The 17,027-nt window shown below is 58.5% G+C and carries 16 protein-coding genes and 1 tRNA gene; 14 read left to right on the top strand and 3 right to left on the bottom strand.

The window, feature by feature from the left end:
• Positions 1-81: 81 nt before the first annotated feature.
• The 8 genes from pheS (at position 82) to ACS4NR_RS11430 (ending at position 6,016) form a co-directional block, all read left to right on the top strand.
• On the top strand, positions 82-1,098 hold the full coding sequence (gene pheS, locus ACS4NR_RS11465; RefSeq protein ID WP_003226365.1) for a phenylalanine--tRNA ligase subunit alpha: 1,017 nt from the start codon (positions 82-84) through the stop codon (positions 1,096-1,098).
• Positions 1,099-1,124: 26 nt separating this feature from the next.
• A complete protein-coding gene (pheT, locus tag ACS4NR_RS11460) occupies positions 1,125-3,503 on the top strand; it encodes a phenylalanine--tRNA ligase subunit beta (RefSeq protein ID WP_456020151.1) in 2,379 nt (792 codons plus the stop codon).
• A 3-nt stretch (positions 3,504-3,506) separates the two neighbouring features.
• Positions 3,507-3,809, top strand: a complete 303-nt coding sequence (gene ihfA / locus ACS4NR_RS11455; RefSeq protein ID WP_002553164.1) for an integration host factor subunit alpha — start codon at positions 3,507-3,509, stop codon at positions 3,807-3,809.
• Positions 3,790-4,146, top strand: a complete 357-nt coding sequence (locus tag ACS4NR_RS11450; RefSeq protein WP_003179985.1) for a MerR family transcriptional regulator — start codon at positions 3,790-3,792, stop codon at positions 4,144-4,146. The genes ihfA and ACS4NR_RS11450 overlap by 20 nt, the downstream gene beginning before the upstream one ends.
• An 88-nt stretch (positions 4,147-4,234) precedes the next feature.
• Positions 4,235-4,311: transfer RNA gene (locus ACS4NR_RS11445), tRNA-Pro, on the top strand.
• A 79-nt stretch (positions 4,312-4,390) separates the two neighbouring features.
• On the top strand, positions 4,391-5,053 hold the full coding sequence (locus tag ACS4NR_RS11440; RefSeq protein ID WP_456020150.1) for a DUF2625 domain-containing protein: 663 nt from the start codon (positions 4,391-4,393) through the stop codon (positions 5,051-5,053).
• A 96-nt stretch (positions 5,054-5,149) separates the two neighbouring features.
• Positions 5,150-5,494, top strand: coding sequence for a hypothetical protein (locus tag ACS4NR_RS11435; RefSeq protein WP_166497507.1), 345 nt, complete (start codon positions 5,150-5,152; stop codon positions 5,492-5,494).
• Positions 5,495-5,593: 99 nt separating this feature from the next.
• Positions 5,594-6,016: an RDD family protein gene (locus ACS4NR_RS11430; RefSeq protein ID WP_166497506.1), complete on the top strand. Its 423-nt coding sequence runs from the start codon at positions 5,594-5,596 to the stop codon at positions 6,014-6,016.
• A gap of 31 nt (positions 6,017-6,047) precedes the next feature.
• Here ACS4NR_RS11430 and ACS4NR_RS11425 read toward each other — a convergent pair whose 3' ends face one another.
• The gene (locus ACS4NR_RS11425) at positions 6,048-6,308 is read right to left on the bottom strand and encodes a hypothetical protein (RefSeq protein WP_095136701.1); all 261 of its coding nucleotides are present in this window, start codon (positions 6,306-6,308) and stop codon (positions 6,048-6,050) included.
• A gap of 351 nt (positions 6,309-6,659) precedes the next feature.
• Positions 6,660-8,267, bottom strand: a complete 1,608-nt coding sequence (gene rtcR / locus ACS4NR_RS11420; RefSeq protein ID WP_456020149.1) for an RNA repair transcriptional activator RtcR — start codon at positions 8,265-8,267, stop codon at positions 6,660-6,662.
• A 203-nt stretch (positions 8,268-8,470) separates the two neighbouring features.
• On the opposite strand from rtcR, the gene ACS4NR_RS11415 reads away from it, so the two are divergent.
• The 6 genes from ACS4NR_RS11415 (at position 8,471) to ACS4NR_RS11390 (ending at position 15,999) form a co-directional block, all read left to right on the top strand.
• Positions 8,471-10,018, top strand: coding sequence for an RNA-binding protein (locus tag ACS4NR_RS11415; protein ID WP_456020148.1), 1,548 nt, complete (start codon positions 8,471-8,473; stop codon positions 10,016-10,018).
• Positions 10,019-10,353: 335 nt separating this feature from the next.
• Positions 10,354-11,580: an RtcB family protein gene (locus ACS4NR_RS11410; RefSeq protein ID WP_456020147.1), complete on the top strand. Its 1,227-nt coding sequence runs from the start codon at positions 10,354-10,356 to the stop codon at positions 11,578-11,580.
• Positions 11,581-11,594: 14 nt separating this feature from the next.
• Positions 11,595-12,383: a nucleotidyltransferase domain-containing protein gene (locus ACS4NR_RS11405; protein WP_456020146.1), complete on the top strand. Its 789-nt coding sequence runs from the start codon at positions 11,595-11,597 to the stop codon at positions 12,381-12,383.
• Between the two features lie 8 nt (positions 12,384-12,391).
• The gene (gene rtcA / locus ACS4NR_RS11400; protein WP_456020145.1) at positions 12,392-13,420 is read left to right on the top strand and encodes an RNA 3'-terminal phosphate cyclase; all 1,029 of its coding nucleotides are present in this window, start codon (positions 12,392-12,394) and stop codon (positions 13,418-13,420) included.
• Between the two features lie 106 nt (positions 13,421-13,526).
• Positions 13,527-13,856, top strand: coding sequence for a hypothetical protein (locus ACS4NR_RS11395; protein WP_041066178.1), 330 nt, complete (start codon positions 13,527-13,529; stop codon positions 13,854-13,856).
• Positions 13,857-14,187: 331 nt separating this feature from the next.
• Positions 14,188-15,999 (top strand): ABC transporter ATP-binding protein, encoded by a 1,812-nt coding sequence (locus ACS4NR_RS11390; protein WP_456020144.1) that lies wholly within the window; start codon positions 14,188-14,190, stop codon positions 15,997-15,999.
• On the opposite strand, the gene ACS4NR_RS11385 is transcribed toward ACS4NR_RS11390, so the two are convergent.
• On the bottom strand, positions 15,996-16,940 hold the full coding sequence (locus ACS4NR_RS11385; protein WP_204896304.1) for an alpha/beta hydrolase: 945 nt from the start codon (positions 16,938-16,940) through the stop codon (positions 15,996-15,998). The two genes, ACS4NR_RS11390 and ACS4NR_RS11385, sit on opposite strands and share 4 nt — an antisense overlap.
• Between the last annotated feature and the right edge of the window lie 87 nt (positions 16,941-17,027).

Here is a 17,027-nt window from a genome sequence, read left to right as displayed (position 1 = left end):
TCTGTGGGGCCAGGTGTTAAACGTCATAAATAGGGGAAGAGCCTTCAAGCTCTTCCCCTATTTTGTATCTGGAGTCTGTACATGGAAAACCTGGATGCGCTGGTCTCTCAAGCACTAGAGGCTGTGCAAAGCGCTGAAGATATCAATGCCCTGGAGCAAATCCGGGTTCAATACCTTGGCAAAAAGGGTGAATTGACTCAGGTGATGAAGACCCTGGGGAATTTGCCGGCAGAAGAGCGTCCGCAAGTCGGCGCCCTGATCAACGTTGCCAAGGAGCGTGTTACAGGCGTTCTCAATGCGCGCATGGCTCTGTTTGAAGAAGCCGAACTGGCTGCCAAACTGTCTGCCGAATCCATTGACGTGACGTTGCCGGGCCGCGGCCAGACCTCTGGTGGTCTGCATCCGGTGACCCGGACTCTGGAACGAGTCGAGCAGTTCTTCACCCGCATCGGCTACGGCATCGCCGAAGGCCCTGAGGTCGAAGACGACTATCACAACTTCGAAGCGCTCAACATCCCAGGCCATCACCCGGCCCGGTCGATGCATGACACCTTCTACTTCAATGCGAACATGTTGCTGCGCACCCATACCTCGCCGGTACAGGTCCGCACCATGGAGTCCAAGCAGCCGCCGATCCGCATCGTCTGCCCAGGCCGTGTGTATCGCAGCGACTCCGATATCACCCACTCGCCGATGTTCCACCAGGTCGAAGGCCTGCTGGTCGATCGCGACATCAATTTCGCCGATCTCAAAGGCACCATCGAAGAATTCCTGCGGGTGTTCTTCGAAAAAGAGCTGGCCGTACGTTTCCGTCCTTCGTACTTCCCGTTCACCGAGCCATCCGCTGAAGTCGACATGGAATGCGTGATGTGCAGCGGTAAAGGCTGCCGCGTCTGCAAGCAGACCGGCTGGCTGGAAGTCATGGGCTGCGGCATGGTCCATCCGAACGTGCTGCGCATGTCCGGCATCGATCCGGAAGAGTTCTCCGGCTTTGCTTTCGGCATGGGCGTCGAGCGTCTGGCAATGCTCCGTTACGGCGTGAACGACTTGCGTCTGTTCTTCGACAACGACTTGCGGTTCCTCGCGCAATTTCGCTAGTCGTAACGAATTCTTAGGAGAGCAGGATGAAATTCAGTGAACAATGGCTGCGTGGCTGGGTTAGCCCGCAGGTAAGTCGCGACGAGCTGGTTGCTCGTCTGTCGATGGCGGGCCTGGAGGTCGATAGCGTGACCCCGGCCGCCGGTGTATTCAGCGGCGTGGTAGTGGGCGAGGTGCTGAGCACCGAGCAGCACCCTGATGCCGACAAGTTGCGTGTGTGCCAGGTCAGCAATGGCGCGGAAACCTTCCAGGTCGTGTGCGGTGCGCCAAACGTGCGTCCGGGTCTGAAGATTCCGTTTGCCATGATCGGTGCCGAACTGCCGGGCGACTTCAAGATCAAGAAGGCCAAGCTGCGCGGCGTTGAGTCCAACGGCATGCTGTGCTCGCAATCCGAGCTGCAGGTCGGTGAAGGCAACGACGGTCTGATGGAGCTGCCGGCCGATGCGCCAGTGGGCGAAGATTTCCGTGTGTACCTGGATCTGGAAGACGCCAGCATCGAGGTCGACCTGACCCCGAACCGTGGCGACTGCCTGTCGCTGGCCGGTCTGGCCCGTGAAGTGGGTGCGTTGTACGACACGCCGGTCGCTCGCCCGGTGGTCATGACCATTCCGGCTGTGCACGACGAAGTGCGTCCGGTAGAAGTGCTGGCGCCTGCCGCCTGCCCGCGTTACCTGGGTCGCGTCATTCGCAATGTAGACCTGTCCAAGCCGACCCCGCTATGGATGGTTGAACGTCTGCGCCGCGCCGACGTGCGCAGCATCGACGCTGCCGTCGACATCACCAACTACGTGATGCTCGAGCTGGGTCAGCCGCTGCACGCTTTCGATCTCGCCGAAATCAATGGCGGCATCCGCGTGCGCATGGCGGAAGAGGGCGAGAAGCTGGTTTTGCTCGACGGTCAGGAAGTCAGCCTGCGTAGCGATACGCTGGTGATTGCCGACCATACCCGCGCTCTGGCGATTGCCGGCGTGATGGGTGGCGAGCACAGCGGTGTGTCCGCGACCACTCGCGACGTTTTCCTGGAAAGTGCGTTTTTCGATCAGATCGCTGTGGCTGGCAAGGCTCGCTCCTACGGCCTGCACACCGACGCTTCGCATCGTTACGAGCGTGGTGTGGACTGGCAGCTGGCCCGTGAAGCCATGGAGCGCGCCACTGGCCTGCTGCTGGAAATCACTGGCGGTGAAGCCGGCCCGATCATCGAGACTGTCAGCGAGCAACACCTGCCGTCGATCGCGCCGATCACCCTGCGTGCTCAGCGCATCACTCAGATGCTGGGGATGGAGATGGATTCGGCTGAGGTCGAGCGTCTGCTCAGCGCCTTAGGTCTGAAGATTTCCGCTGACGGCGCAGGGCAGTGGCGCGTAGAAGTGCCAAGTCATCGCTTCGACATCAGCCTGGAAGTCGATCTGATCGAAGAGCTGGCGCGTCTGTACGGCTACAACCGGCTGCCGGTTCGTTATCCGCAAGCGCGTCTGGCGCCACAAGCCAAGGCTGAAGCACGCAGCGAATTGCCTGAACTGCGTCGTCTGCTGGTGGCCCGTGGTTATCAGGAAGCGATCACTTACAGCTTCATCGATCCGAAACAGTTCGAGCTGTTCAACCCGGGCGTTGAGCCGCTGTTGCTGGCCAACCCGATTTCCAATGACATGGCGGCCATGCGTTCCTCGCTGTGGCCAGGTCTGGTCAAGGCGTTGCAGCACAACCTGAACCGTCAGCAGGATCGCGTGCGTCTGTTCGAAAGTGGTCTGCGCTTCGTCGGTCAGTTGGAAGGTCTTAAGCAAGAACCGATGCTGTCGGGTGTTGTTTGCGGCAGCCGTCTGCCGGAAGGTTGGGCGCAGGGTCGCGACACCGTCGATTTCTTCGACGTGAAAGCTGACGTTGAAGCGGTGCTGGGCTTTGCCGGTGCACTGGATACCTTCACTTTCACTCCGGGTAAACACCCGGCGCTGCACCCGGGTCAAACCGCGCGCATCGAACGTGACGGGCGTGAAGTCGGCTTTATCGGTGCGATTCACCCTGAGTTGTCCAAAGCCCTGGGCCTGGATCGTCCGGTCTTCGTCTTCGAGCTGGTTCTGGCTGAAGTCGCCTCCGGAAAAATGCCGCAATTCCACGAGTTGTCGCGTTTTCCTGAAGTGCGTCGTGACCTTGCACTGATCGCGCACAAAGACGTCGCGGCCTCGGCTGTATTGGACGTAATCCGTGAAAATGCAGGCGAATGGCTCACGGATCTCAGGCTGTTTGACGTGTATCAGGGTAAAGGTATTGATCCTGATAGAAAAAGCCTTGCAGTCGGCTTGACCTGGCAGCATCCATCGCGCACTCTTAATGACGATGAGGTGAATTCGACGACGCAAAATATCCTCACCTCGCTCGAACAAAGGTTGAACGCCACGTTAAGGAAGTGACGTATGGGGGCTTTGACGAAAGCTGAGATGGCGGAACGTCTGTATGAAGAGCTGGGCCTGAACAAGCGGGAAGCCAAGGAATTGGTAGAACTGTTTTTCGAGGAAATCAGGCACGCTCTTGAAGACAACGAGCAGGTCAAATTGTCCGGTTTCGGCAATTTCGACCTTCGGGACAAGCGCCAGCGGCCTGGCCGCAACCCGAAAACGGGGGAAGAAATCCCGATCACGGCTCGCCGTGTGGTCACCTTTCGTCCAGGGCAGAAGTTGAAGGCCCGAGTTGAGGCTTATGCTGGAACCAAGTCATAACGACGAACTACCCGTCATCCCGGGCAAACGCTACTTCACCATTGGTGAAGTCAGCGAGCTGTGTGCGGTAAAACCACACGTGCTGCGCTACTGGGAGCAGGAGTTTCCTCAGCTCAACCCCGTCAAACGCCGCGGAAACCGCCGGTATTATCAGCGCCAGGACGTGCTGATGATCCGGCAGATCCGCGCGCTCCTTTATGATCAGGGGTTCACCATCGGCGGCGCACGCTTGCGTTTGTCCGGCGATGAAGCCAAAGACGACACCACCCAATACAAGCAAATGATCCGCCAGATGATCGCTGAGCTTGAAGATGTACTGGTGGTTCTCAAGAAATAAAAAGCTGCGTTTGAATACTTCCAGTTTTCAAAAGCTTGCGCTATATTCTTGAGCGCTCTTCGAGATGAAGGGCCGGGTTCAAACCAGTCGGGGCGTAGCGCAGTCCGGTAGCGCACTAGCATGGGGTGCTAGGGGTCGAGTGTTCGAATCACTCCGTCCCGACCATTATTCCTGAGTAAAATCAGACACTTAAGCCGATCATCTAGATCGGCTTTTTTGTGCCTGCGCAAAAAAAGGTCGCTGGATGAAAAGTTTGGATCACTTGATAGACAGGCGGGATCCGGCGCTGCCCATCATTGAAAAAATGCTGGGGGAAGCCGTACTCAACTATCAGTTACTCCCTCCCTCCGCCGAAAATGACAGAGTTCTTTCAGGTCTTCAGGTCACGACTAAATCGACTTTGGGTGCGATCGCCTTCGAAACGGGTGGGCTGCTGATTGATCACGGCTGGTTACGCCTGCTCGGCTCCGGGCATCCGCAATTACCGCGAAATCTTCTGGATTGGAATAGCGGCCGTGCTGATGCTTATATGTTGGTCGCCGACGATGCCGCTGGAGGTTTTTTTGCTCTCAATGGCGGTGGTTTGGGGGAAGAGGTTGGGGCGATGTATTACTGGGCGCCTGACACGCTGTTGTGGGAGTCATTGCACATTGCTTACACCGACTTTCTGGGTTGGGCGTTGAGTGATCGGCTCGCGACCTTCTACGACGGTTTGCGCTGGAACGGCTGGATTCGCGACCTGCAGGCGCTGGAAGCGGATCAGTGCTTTTCGTTTTTCCCGTTTCTCTGGACTCGGGAAGGCTCAGTCGAAAAGAGTCGCCGTACGGCGATTGATGTTAGCGAACAGTTCGAAATGAATGTCGAGTTGGCACGCAAGCTCGGCAAAGGTTCTGCGCAGTTACTCTGATGTCGGGTTGATACTCTGCCTGCCAGGGCCGAAGATGCTCGCTCAAATACACGAATGTTGCAGGCCACATCTTTTCCGTCATTGGTTCATAAGAAAATGGATAAGTTATCTCGCTTGAATTCACTTTTGATTCAGCACAATGCGGTCGTTTCGCTGAATATCGAAATTCAAGACTTCAAGTACAACCTGGCCTTGACGATGTCGTCGCTCGATGACGCGGCAGAAAACACTATCACCATAAATTTTCAGGATGTCAGTGCGCTTAATCTAAGTGGATTTGGCGGCGGATTGACTCAGTTCATTGAGCTCGTCGTTACCCGAATCGATCGTGGGCTCGACAGAATCAGATATGAATTAAGAGACGTAGAGGACGAAAAAATTTCCTTCTACTTCTTTACCTTCAGCGAGCCGAGCCATGCGCAGCAGTATTGCGGGGTTTGATAGACCGTACTGTCAGTGCGCTCGCCTCTGAAGCTCCACTAAATATTGGCTGACGGTTGCCGATACTCAGTCATCTAAATTCTGATCGAGCGAAGCCGCATGGACATCAGCAATACCAGCAGTGAATATCAAAAGCCGAAAAATCTCGCAGGGCTGGGCCGTCGCTGGGGTGGGCAGATCATCGATACGTTGATCACCTACTTTTTGATCCTCTTTATAGGACGGCTGGCGGAGTTTATTGGTTTGCCGCCAAATGTGGTGGCTGTCCTGGCTCTTGGTACGGGTGTGTCGTATTACCTGTTTTCCGATGCAATGCCCAACGGGCAAAGCCTGGGTAAAAAGCTGCTGGGGATGTCGGTGATTGATGAGCGTAGTTACTTGAACTGCAATCTGTATCAATCGTTCATACGCAACATCACAACGCCGTTTCTGAACATCCTCGACTGGATTTTCATCTTCTTTGGCTCGCGCAAACGCCTGGGCGACATGCTTGCGTCGACAATTGTGATTCGTGTCAGGTGAGTCAAGTGGGGCGGCGGCAGCCGCCCAGGTATTAAGGTTTCGAATCTTGCTTAATGTCCTCCGAGTCACTGGAGGTTGCGGCGTCTTTCTGTGTTTCTTGCGGTTCGGCGCCGGAGTTTGAACCTGACGCTTCTTCGCCCTTTTTATTGGCTTTTTCCTCGTTGGACTCGGAGCTGTGCGCTTGATTTGTCTCGGAGGAGGCCGTCGGTGTTGCTGCCGAACTGGTCTGCGTGAGGAACGAGCCAGTCAACAGCAGGCTTGCAAGCGTCAGGGTTGCAATCGACTTGTTCATATCTGAGTCTTCCGCGCGATGGGGGGTAACTCATTGGAGGTATGAACGGGCCTAAGGTGCTATCCGTTGGACGAGCGGTAGAGTCACAGATACCCGGCCCAATGTGAAAGTAAAAGGATTTCTACCAAGCCGACCACAAACATGACCGCGACAAAGCGGCGCGAAAACACACGATTACTGCGCCGCCTTGATCTGAAGTCATCGTAAGCGACGAGTGCTGCCAGGAAATCAAAAAGCTCGCTCAAGTTGTAGTGGCTCTCATGGGGCATTATTTTTCGGGTGGCCGGCAATGAATGTCGAGCTTATGAATGCATCTGCTTTCGTGCAAGCTGTGTGCGCCAGTCGAGGGCGCTATGTTTTGCGGCCTTGCAAGTCGGCCCATTCAATCCCGAAGCGGCTCAGGTATTTTCTCAAGCGATCTGCATCATTCGGCTGCGCCTTGGCCTGGCGCGATACGCCGAACAGTCTGCGTCCGGCATCCGACAGGCTGTCCGCTTGCCGACATACTTCAATTACCGCCTTCAATTGCAGTCGATCAAACAGGTCGAGGCTATCGGCGTCTCCCGGGAGGTCATCCGACACGCCGTCCGCTTGCACCAGCCCCCACGCATAACGCAGCCGATCAATTTCTTCCTGCACTTGCTCCTCATCAATTCGCCCGCTGTCCGCCAGTGTGGCCATCCGGGTAATCGACGCTGACAGTTCGCGAAAGTTGCCCAGCCATGCCGCTTCGCGAGAGCTGGCGAAGGCGAGGTAGCGCCGCCGTGCTTCGAGGTTGAAGCGCACCAGTTGGCCGTGATCGCGAGCGTGACGTTCGAGCTCGAAATCGATGTTGGGCTCGATGTCTTCGCGGCGGCCGGCCAAGCCGGGCAAATCAAATGTCCAGAGGTTGATGCGCGCGTACAGATCCTCGCGGAACAGGCCTTCGGCGACGCGGCTGCGCAGGTCGCGGTGAGTACCGGCGATGATCAGGAAGTCGCTATCGACCTCCTTGTCGGAACCGAGCGGAAAGAAGCGCTTTTCTTCGATCGCCTTGAGCAGCATCGCCTGTTCGTCCGCGCCCAGTTCACCGATTTCATCGAGAAACAACATGCCGCCGTCCGCGGCGCGCAGCAGGCCGTCGCGGGCGTTCTGCGCGCCGGTGAAAGCGCCTTTGACGTGACCAAACAAAGCCGACATCGCGCCGTCGCCCCGCAGGGTGGCGCAGTTGACCTCAACAAACCGGCCCTGCATTTGATGGCGGCTGCGCTTGAGTTCGTAGATGCGTCGGGCGAGGAACGATTTGCCGGCGCCGGTCGGACCGATCAGCAGCATAGGCGCCTTGGAACGCACAGCCACCCGTTCAATCTGTTCGATGGAGCGGTTGAACGCCGCGTTGCGTGTGGCGATGCCGGACTTCAAGAACTCCAGGCCTTCGAGGCGTTTGTTGGCGAAACGCGAGGCGATGCGGTCATAGCGCGACAGGTCGAGATCGATCAGGGCGTGGGTGCCGGTGGCTTGTTCATCTTCGCTTTTGCGTCGGGCGGGGGAAGTCTGGATCAGGCGTGCCGGCAAATAGCGTGCTTCGGTCAGCAGGAACCAGCAAATCTGCGCGACGTGAGTGCCGGTGGTGATGTGAACCAGATAGTCCTCGTGCTCGGTATCGAAGCTGTAGGCCGTCGTGAAGTCATGCAGCGCGCCGTAGACCTCTTCGAAATCCCACGGATTGCGCAGTGCCATGGGGTGCAGGTGGACTTCGGTTTCCGGCGAGATCTGCTGGATATCAGCGCGAACCCGTTCAGCGAGGCTGATGTCGCGTGCGTCGATACCGTGAATCAGTTCCAGGCGATGGATCAGCACTTCCGGTTGCTGGCACAGGCCAACGCTCGGTCGCCAGTGGCTCCAGCGATTGGCGCCCTTGCCAACGCGATCCAGCGTGGCGCCGATAAAACCGATCGCGACAGTACGTTTGTTGGGCATGCCTATCTCAAAAGATAAATGACGATATCAAATGATAGGTTTCTCACGCGGGGTTTGTCTTCGGTTCAGCTCAAAAAAATCGATAAAAAATAAAAAACTATATAAATCAATAAGATAGAAAATAAATTCTGTACCTTTCAAAAACTGGCACAGGCGCTGCAATACCTATCGCAACGAACAGGACAACAGAGCGAGACGCCACGATGGCCAACTTCAAACTCTTCAACACGCAATCGAAACAGCTGCCAGCCTGCGACACTTTGAATGCCTCCGGTGCCTCGGCATATGCCTACACCCCGAAGCATCAACTGGCTCAACTGGCGGTCACCGGTTGTCTGAACCAGACGTTTTACGCCAGCGCCGAAAGCCAGCTGGATCAAGTGTTGAAGCTGGTGGCTGAACTCGACAGCCGTTTCGTGGCGAAGGCTGCTGTCTACGCTCGCCAAAAGGGCCACATGAAAGACATGCCGGCGTTGTTGCTGGCGGCGTTGACGGCGAACCGTTCGACGTTGGTACCTGAGGTGTTCGAACAAGTGATCGACAGCGGCAAGATGTTGCGCAACTACGTGCAGATCCTGCGCAGTGGCGCCACCGGGCGCAAATCCCTTGGTTCGCAACCCAAGCGTCTGGTGCAGAACTGGCTGAACGGCGCGACCGAACGTCAACTGCTGCAAGCGTCGATTGGCAACCAGCCATCGCTGGCGGATGTGGTGAAGATGGTTCATCCGAAACCGGCTGAGGCTTGGCGTGAAGCGTTCTTCGCCTGGCTGATCGGCAAACCGGTGGATGTGCAGGCATTGCCTCAACTGACCCGCGATTTGTTGGCATTTCGCAGCGGTGCGAGTCACGAAGTACCCGCAGTACCGTTTCAACTGCTCGGCAACGAAACCCTGAGCAAAGAGCAATGGGCGGCGCAGGCTTGCAACATGGGCTGGCAGGGGTTGCGCATCAACCTCAACACCTTGGCGCGGCATGGCGCGTTCGAGGTACCGGGTTGCGTCGAGTACGTGGCAGCGCGACTTGCAGATCCGCAAGAAGTGGCCAAGGCGCGGGTTTATCCGTACCAGTTGCTGGCGGCCTACCGGATGGTTGGCGATAACGTGCCGCTGCAGATCCGCGAGGCATTGCAGGACGCACTTGAGTTATCGCTGGCCAACGTGCCGAAGCTGGAAGGCGCGGTGGTGGTTTGCCCGGACGTATCGGGTTCAATGGGCAGCCCGGCGACCGGTTATCGTCAGGGTGCAACCACCGCAGTGCGTTGCATCGATGTGGCGGCACTGGTCGCGGCAGCGGTGTTGCGCAAACAGCCGGCGGCGCGGGTGATGCCGTTCGAAGTGAAGGTGGTGGACATCCAGCTCAACCCACGGGACAGCGTGATCAGCAACGCGGAGAAACTGGCCGGTATCTTTGGTGGAGGCACCAACTGCTCGGCGCCGCTGAAGAAACTGGCGGACAGCAAAGCCAAGGTCGATACGCTGATTCTGGTATCGGACAACGAGTCCTGGATCGATACGCGACGCCATGGAGCAAGCGAGACCATGCGCCAATGGGAACGAATCAAGCAGATCAACCCGCAGGCGCGGCTGGTGTGCATCGATATCCAGCCGGGTTATGCAACGCAGGCAGCGGATCGCGATGACATTCTGAATGTCGGTGGTTTCAGCGATGCGGTGTTCGATGTGGTCGAGCAGTTCACCTGCGGTCGTTACGGCGCGCAGCACTGGGTCGAAGCGATCGAGAACATGCAATGAATTGATTTGTCGCAGGCGCTGAATGCCGGTGGGACTACATCCAAGACGTCTCATCAAACCCTTGTCAGCGTGTGTGACGGCACGAATGCCTGATGGCTGTACATCTGAGACCGGTCAACCCCGGTGCGCGGCAACGCGCAACAGTCATCAACTTTTGTCGTGCCACCTTATTGAAAAAGAGGGCAGCGAATGCAACAGGTACTCCATCGGAACGCGGGTTCGAATCCCGCCCCGGCAACGGGGGCTCGACTGGCAGAGCCACAGTGTCTGTTTTTTTGTCGCTGCACATGACGGAACAACGCCGAATCATCGGCCAACGAATAAAGAATAGAGAAATGAAAGCACACACTTACCAACTGCTCGAAGTCGCCAACGGCAAGCCGATCAAACTCTGGACCGAAGGCGTCCCGGTGGAAAACGAGGCCCGCGAGCAGCTGATGAACACGGCAAAGATGCCATTCATCTTCAAGCATCTGGCGGTGATGCCGGATGTGCATCTGGGCAAGGGCTCGACCATTGGCAGCGTGATTCCGACGGTGGGCGCGATCATCCCTGCGGCCGTCGGTGTGGACATCGGTTGCGGCATGATCGCCGCACGCACGTCGCTGACCGCAGCCGACCTGCCGGACAATCTGCAAGGCCTGCGCAGCGCCATCGAGAAAGCGGTGCCCCATGGCCGCAGTTCGACCCGTTCGCGGCGCGACAAGGGCGCGTGGGACGAGATTCCGCAGCAAGCCGATCAGGCCTGGGCGGGGCTTCAGCCACGTTTCAAACTGATCACCGACAAGTACCCGAAACTGGCCAATACCAACAACCGTGGGCATCTGGGCACGCTCGGCAGCGGCAACCACTTCATTGAAGTCTGCCTGGACGAAGCCAATCGGGTCTGGTTCATGTTGCACAGTGGCTCTCGCGGTGTCGGCAACGCCATTGGCAACCTGTTCATTCAGATGGCTCAGGCGGATATGCGGCAACACATCGCCAACTTGCCGGATCGTGACCTGGCGTACTTCGAAGAAGGCAGCCAGCACTTTGATGATTACGTGGAAGCGGTGAGCTGGGCGCAAGACTTCGCCAGACAGAACCGCGAACTGATGATGCGCGCGGTGATTCAGGCCACGCGCCAGATCATTCGCAAGCCGTTCGAGGTGGCGCTGGAAGCGGTCAACTGCCACCACAACTACGTGCAGAAAGAGCGGCATTTCGGCGAAGAAATCCTGGTCACCCGCAAAGGTGCGGTGTCGGCGAAGAAAGGTGAACTCGGGATCATTCCGGGTTCGATGGGCGCCAAGAGTTTCATTGTGCGCGGCCTGGGCAACGAAGAGTCGTTCAGCTCCTGCAGCCACGGCGCCGGCCGCACCATGAGCCGAACGAAGGCAAAGAACACTTTCACCGTCGAAGACCAGATCCGCGCCACGGCGCATGTGGAGTGCCGCAAGGATGAAGCGGTGATCGACGAAATTCCGATGGCCTACAAGGACATCGACAAAGTCATGCACGCCCAGCGCGAGTTGGTGGAAGTGCTGCACACCCTGCGGCAAGTGGTGTGCGTCAAAGGATAAAAGGATCAGCAGTCATGGAATTTGCAGAACGCCACCCGCTGTGCGCCACGATGCGTGCGCGGGTACTGGAAGAGTTGGCGCGTATAGAGCGCGAGCGCAATGTCACGGTGTTGTACGCCTGTGAGTCCGGCAGTCGGGCCTGGGGCTTTGCCTCGACCGACAGCGACTACGACGTGCGGTTCGTGTACGTGGAAAAACCGCAGTGGTTCGTTCAGGTCGACACGCCGCGCGCGGTGATCGAGCGGCCATTGGACGATGAACTGGACGTCAGCGGCTGGGAACTGCGCAAGACCCTCGGGTTGTTGCGCAAGTCCAATCCGACGTTGCTGGAGTGGCTCGACTCGCCATTGGTGTACCGCAGCGAAAGCGCGCAGGTTGCGCAACTGCGGGAGCTGGCCGAAGCGTTCTACAGCCCGCCGGCAGCCCGCAACCACTATCTGTCGATGGCGAAAAACAACTTTCGCCAGTACCTGCAAGGCGACAGCGTGCGGTTCAAGAAGTACTTCTACGTGCTGCGGCCGTTGCTGGCGGTACGCTGGATCGATCAGGGGCGTGGACGTCCACCGATGACCTTCGCCGACCTGCTGACCACGGTCGACGACCGCGCACTGCTCGCTGAAGTCGACGAACTGCTGGCACTTAAACGCAATGCCGACGAGCGCGCCTACGGCCCGCGTCGTCCGGCACTGCACAGGTTCATCACTGCCGAACTCGAACGCGATGCGCCCACATTACTCAGAACTCAGGAAGACTCGCGACGACTGGATGACTACCTCAGGGACATCGTCGGGCTGTATGCGTAAGGATTGAAATGGAACCGCAAGTGATTGAACTGGACGGCGCGATTGGCGGCGGTCAGGTATTGCGCAGCGCGCTGAGCCTGTCGATGGTGACAGGCCAGGCGTTTCGCATTAAACAGATTCGTGCCCGCCGCAGTCGGCCGGGATTGTTGCGACAGCATTTGACGGCAGTGATGGCAGCTGCCGAAGTCTGCGGCGCACGGATCGCGGGAGCAGAACTGGGCTCGCAGGAGCTGTATTTTGAGCCGGGAACGATTCGTTCGGGTGATTACCGGTTTGCGATCGGCACGGCCGGTAGTTGCACGTTGGTGTTGCAGACATTGCTGCCGGCGCTGTTGCAGGCGCCGGGCACAAGTCGCGTACGGATCAGCGGCGGTACGCATAATCCGTTGGCCCCGCCTGTCGATTTCCTTACGCGCAGCTGGTTGCCGTTGATGCGGCGCATGGGTGCCGGCATTGAGCTGGATCTGCTGCGTCACGGCTTTGTCCCGGCCGGTGGCGGTGAGATCGACGTCACGGTGCAGCCGTCGCAACTGACGCCGCTGGACCTGTGTGAGCGCGGGGCGCTGCTGTCGCAGCAAGCCTTGGCGCTGACGGCCGGTCTCGCACCGAGCGTCGCCGAGCGTGAATTGAATCAGGTAGCCAAACGCTTGCGCTGGGCAGCGGAAACATTGCATCCGATCACGCTCGATCCGGCGCGTGGCCCCGGTAATGTGTTGTTGCTGGAGTACGTGTTCGAGCACGTCACCGAAGTTTTCAGTGCCTTTGGCCAAGTGTTGTTACGGGCGGAGAAGGTCGCTGATAGCGCAATCAATCAGGCGGCAGACTGGTTGCGCAGTGACGCAGCGGTGGCAGAACACCTCGCCGATCAGTTGCTGCTGCCGATGGCGCTGGCCGGCGGTGGATCATTTACCACCCCAAGGATGACCGAGCATCTGCACAGCAACATCGCGGTGATCGAGCGCTTCTTGCCGGTCACTATCGAATGCTCGGAAGAGGGCGCCGAGCGTCTGCGGGTTGAGGTAGGCAGCTGTCGCTGATCGCGTCGCAGGCCCGGATCAATCTCGCAAATGCGGCAATTTGCTGGCCCCCGGGCTTGGGCTTCCCCGGCAAACTCGCCTTTTTTCAAAAGGTTAGGTTGGCTATATGCGGACGATTGTCATAACCGTTGCAACGCTTTCCCTGGCTGCTTTCGCTTCGGCCATTGAAGCGAAGGAGTTGAGCAAGAGCCATCGTTTTGCCTGTACGTGGGGCTCGGACATCGCCGCCGGCGCACAACAGTCGAAGCTGTCGGGGATCTCGTTGTATGGCGCGCGCAAGCAGTTGCAGGTGCGCAAGTTCCAGCAACCGTGGATGCGCATGACGGCGATGGGGATTACCGAGCAGACTTACAACAGCACGTCGAAGCTCAAGCCTGCGGCGGTCAAGCAGACCTATTACGAACAATGCGTGCGGCATGAGCTGGCCCAGCGATAAACCAAAAAGCCCAACCTGAAGAGGTTGGGCTTTTTCATGCCTGACGAAAAGTCAGCGTCACTTGTCAGTCTCGCAATTGAAAGCCTCACGGCAGTTGCCGTTGAAGATCAGGCAGGGATTGATTCGCATGGCGGGGTTCCTGACAGTAGGCGCGGAGAGAGGCGATTTTCGCCAGGTTCCGCTAAGGGCGGCTAAAACATAGCAGAGCTTTGGACGCTGCAAAGGCCAGAGTTTTTCCAGATGTTTTTCTCATGAAAAAGCGCAGTTTCAGCACGGATCAAACCTGCGGAGTACCATGGCACGCTCCATCCGCCGTCGAGCTCTGTGTTCCATGCCTTTGATTTCCCGCTTCCACGCTTTGTTCGATCAGGCCCGGCGCGCCTTGCTACTGGTTTGGGCGACATCTCGCGGTTTGTTTCTGGGTCTGGTGCTGGCCACTCTGATTGCCGGTGTGCTGCCGGCGCTGGCCGCATGGCTGGGCCAGCGGATCGTCGATGCGGTGGTGGCGGCGATGCAGTTGCATGCGCAGCAGGGCGCTGCACCGCTGTGGCCGGTGTTGCGTTATGTGCTGATGGAGGCGGGGGTGTTGGCGTTGTTGTCCGGTACGCAACGGGCGCTCTCGGTGCAGCAGTCGTTGTTGCGGGTGCAGTTGGGGCAGAAGGTCAACACGCTGATTTTGGAGAAAGCGCAGACCCTGTCGCTGGTGCAGTTCGAGAACTCCGAGTTCTACGACAAGCTTGTGCGCGTGCGCCGCGAAGCCTCGACCCGGCCGCTGGCGTTGGTGATGAAGTCGCTGGGGCTGATCCAGAACCTGATCATGCTGATCAGCTTCGGTGTGCTGCTGGTGCATTTTTCGCCGTGGGCGCTGGTGTTGCTGGTGATTGGCGCGTTGCCGGTGTTCTTTGCCGAGGCGCATTTCTCCGGCGACGCTTTCCGCCTGTTCACCCGCCGCGCCCCGGAGAGTCGGCAGCAAAATTACATTGAAACCTTGCTGTCCCACGAGGCCTACATCAAAGAGGTCAAGCTGTTCGGCTTTGCGCCGTTGCTGTTGCAGCGTTATCGGGACACTTTTGCCAAGCTCTACGCTGAGGATCGGCGTCTGACATTGCGTCGTGATGGCTGGGGTTTCGGTCTCGGCTTGCTCGGCACCGGGGCGTTCTATCTGGCTTATGCCTGGGTGGTGATCGATGCCGTGCACGGCAATATCAGTCTTGGTCAGATGACCATGTACCTGGTGTTGTTCAAGCAGGGGCAGAGTGCGGTCAGCAGCAGTCTGAGCGCGATCAGTGGCTTGTACGAAGACGGTCTGTATCTGTCCAACCTGTATGAATATCTGGCCGAACCGGTGCTCGCCGATTCCGGCCATCTCACCGTCGGCGCACAACCGGGCGATGGCCTGCGCTTTGAAAACGTCGGTTTTCGGTATCCGGGCGCCCACCGTGCGGCGCTGGAAGGCATTGACCTGCACCTGGTGCCGGGCAAGAGCGTGGCGCTGGTGGGGGAGAACGGCTCAGGCAAAACCACGCTGATCAAATTGCTGACGCGCCTGTATCGGCCCGATCAGGGACGCATTCTGCTCGATGGCAGTGATTTGCAGGATTGGGAAGAGAACACCTTGCGGCGGCGTATCGGGGTGATTTTTCAGGACTACATTCGCTACCAGTTCACCGTGGGCGAAAACATTGGCGTGGGCGATACCTCGGCGTTTAACGATGAATCGCGCTGGCAGGCTGCGGCTACCGAAGGCATGGCCGCGCCGTTCATTGAAGGGCTCGACCGTGGCTATGCAACGCAACTAGGCCGATGGTTCGCTGGCGGTCAGGAGTTGTCCGGTGGGCAATGGCAGAAGATTGCCTTGTCCCGGGCGTACATGCGCCGCGATGCCGACATCCTGATTCTCGACGAACCGACCTCGGCGCTGGATCCGGCAGCGGAAGCGGCAGTGTTCGAGCATTTCAGCCAGCACACCGAAGGGCGCATGACCTTGCTGATCTCCCACCGCTTTTCCAGTGTGCGCAACGCCGATCAGATCATGGTGCTGGAGGCTGGACGGATACTGGAGCAGGGCGATCACGACAGCCTGATCGCCGCCAACGGACACTACGCCAGACTGTTCGATCTGCAGGCTCGCGGCTATCGCTAGGAATCCTGCGCGCTGCGCACCAGTGCGGGGCCGGCCACGCGCGGCGCGGGTTTGGACTGCATCAGCGCATCAAGCGCCTTGCGATAATTCTGCCCGCCCAGCGCCATGCTGTTGTTATGGGTGGCACCCGGCACCAACAGCAGTCGTTTCGGTTGTTGGGCGGCGTTGAACAGCTGTTCGCTGAAGCGCGGCGGTACGAACGCGTCGGCCATGCCGTGCACCACCAGCAATGGCATGTGAATCTCGGCGATCTTGTCGATGGAGTCGAATTTCTGTGACAGCAACCAGCGCACTGGTAGCGAGGTGTTGGCCACGGCGGCAGCCACGTCGGCGAGAGAGGTGAAGGTCGATTCGATCACCAGACCTTTGACCGGCAGCGGTGTCTTGTCCCGTGCGGCGTCCTGGCCGAGTTCGGCGGCCAGATCAATAGCCACGGCGCCACCCAGTGAGTGGCCGTAGATCAGGCGCTTGCTCGGGTCGGGCTGCAGGAGTTTGAAGCGCTCCCACGCCACGCGGGCGTCTTCATACACGCTGCTTTCCGAAGGCAGATCGCCCTTGCTCTGGCCGAAACCACGGTAGTCGATGGCCAGTACCGAGTAGCCGGCCGCGCGCAACTGCTCGATGCGGAACAGCTGTCCGGTGAGGTTCCAGCGCACGCCATGCAGATAGAGAATCGCTGGAGCGTTCGGTCGTTCTGCGGGCCACCACCAGGCATGAATATTCTGCCCGGCCTTGAAGCTCTTGGGCTGCAAGTCGAGTTCCTGCACGCTGCCCGGCAAGCCGTGATACCAGCCGGCCGTGCCCGGTTCGATGCGAAACAGCAGTTTGCGCTCGGTGTGTTCGAGCACCGCACAACTCGTCGGCACGCCAATGATCAGCGCAGCCATGCAGGCGAACGCCAGACGGCGACGACGCAAACGGGTCATGAAGGACAGGAACATTAAACGGTTCACCACAGCGCAGACAAAGAAGGCTTTTTACCAGAAGGCTCGGTCTGCGCGTGACTTTTTCGACCACCGTCTACTCGC

Source organism: Pseudomonas sp. JQ36 (assembly GCF_053851495.1).
The sequence above is the reverse complement of the archived record's forward strand: the minus strand, read 5'-3'. Positions and strand labels throughout refer to the sequence as shown.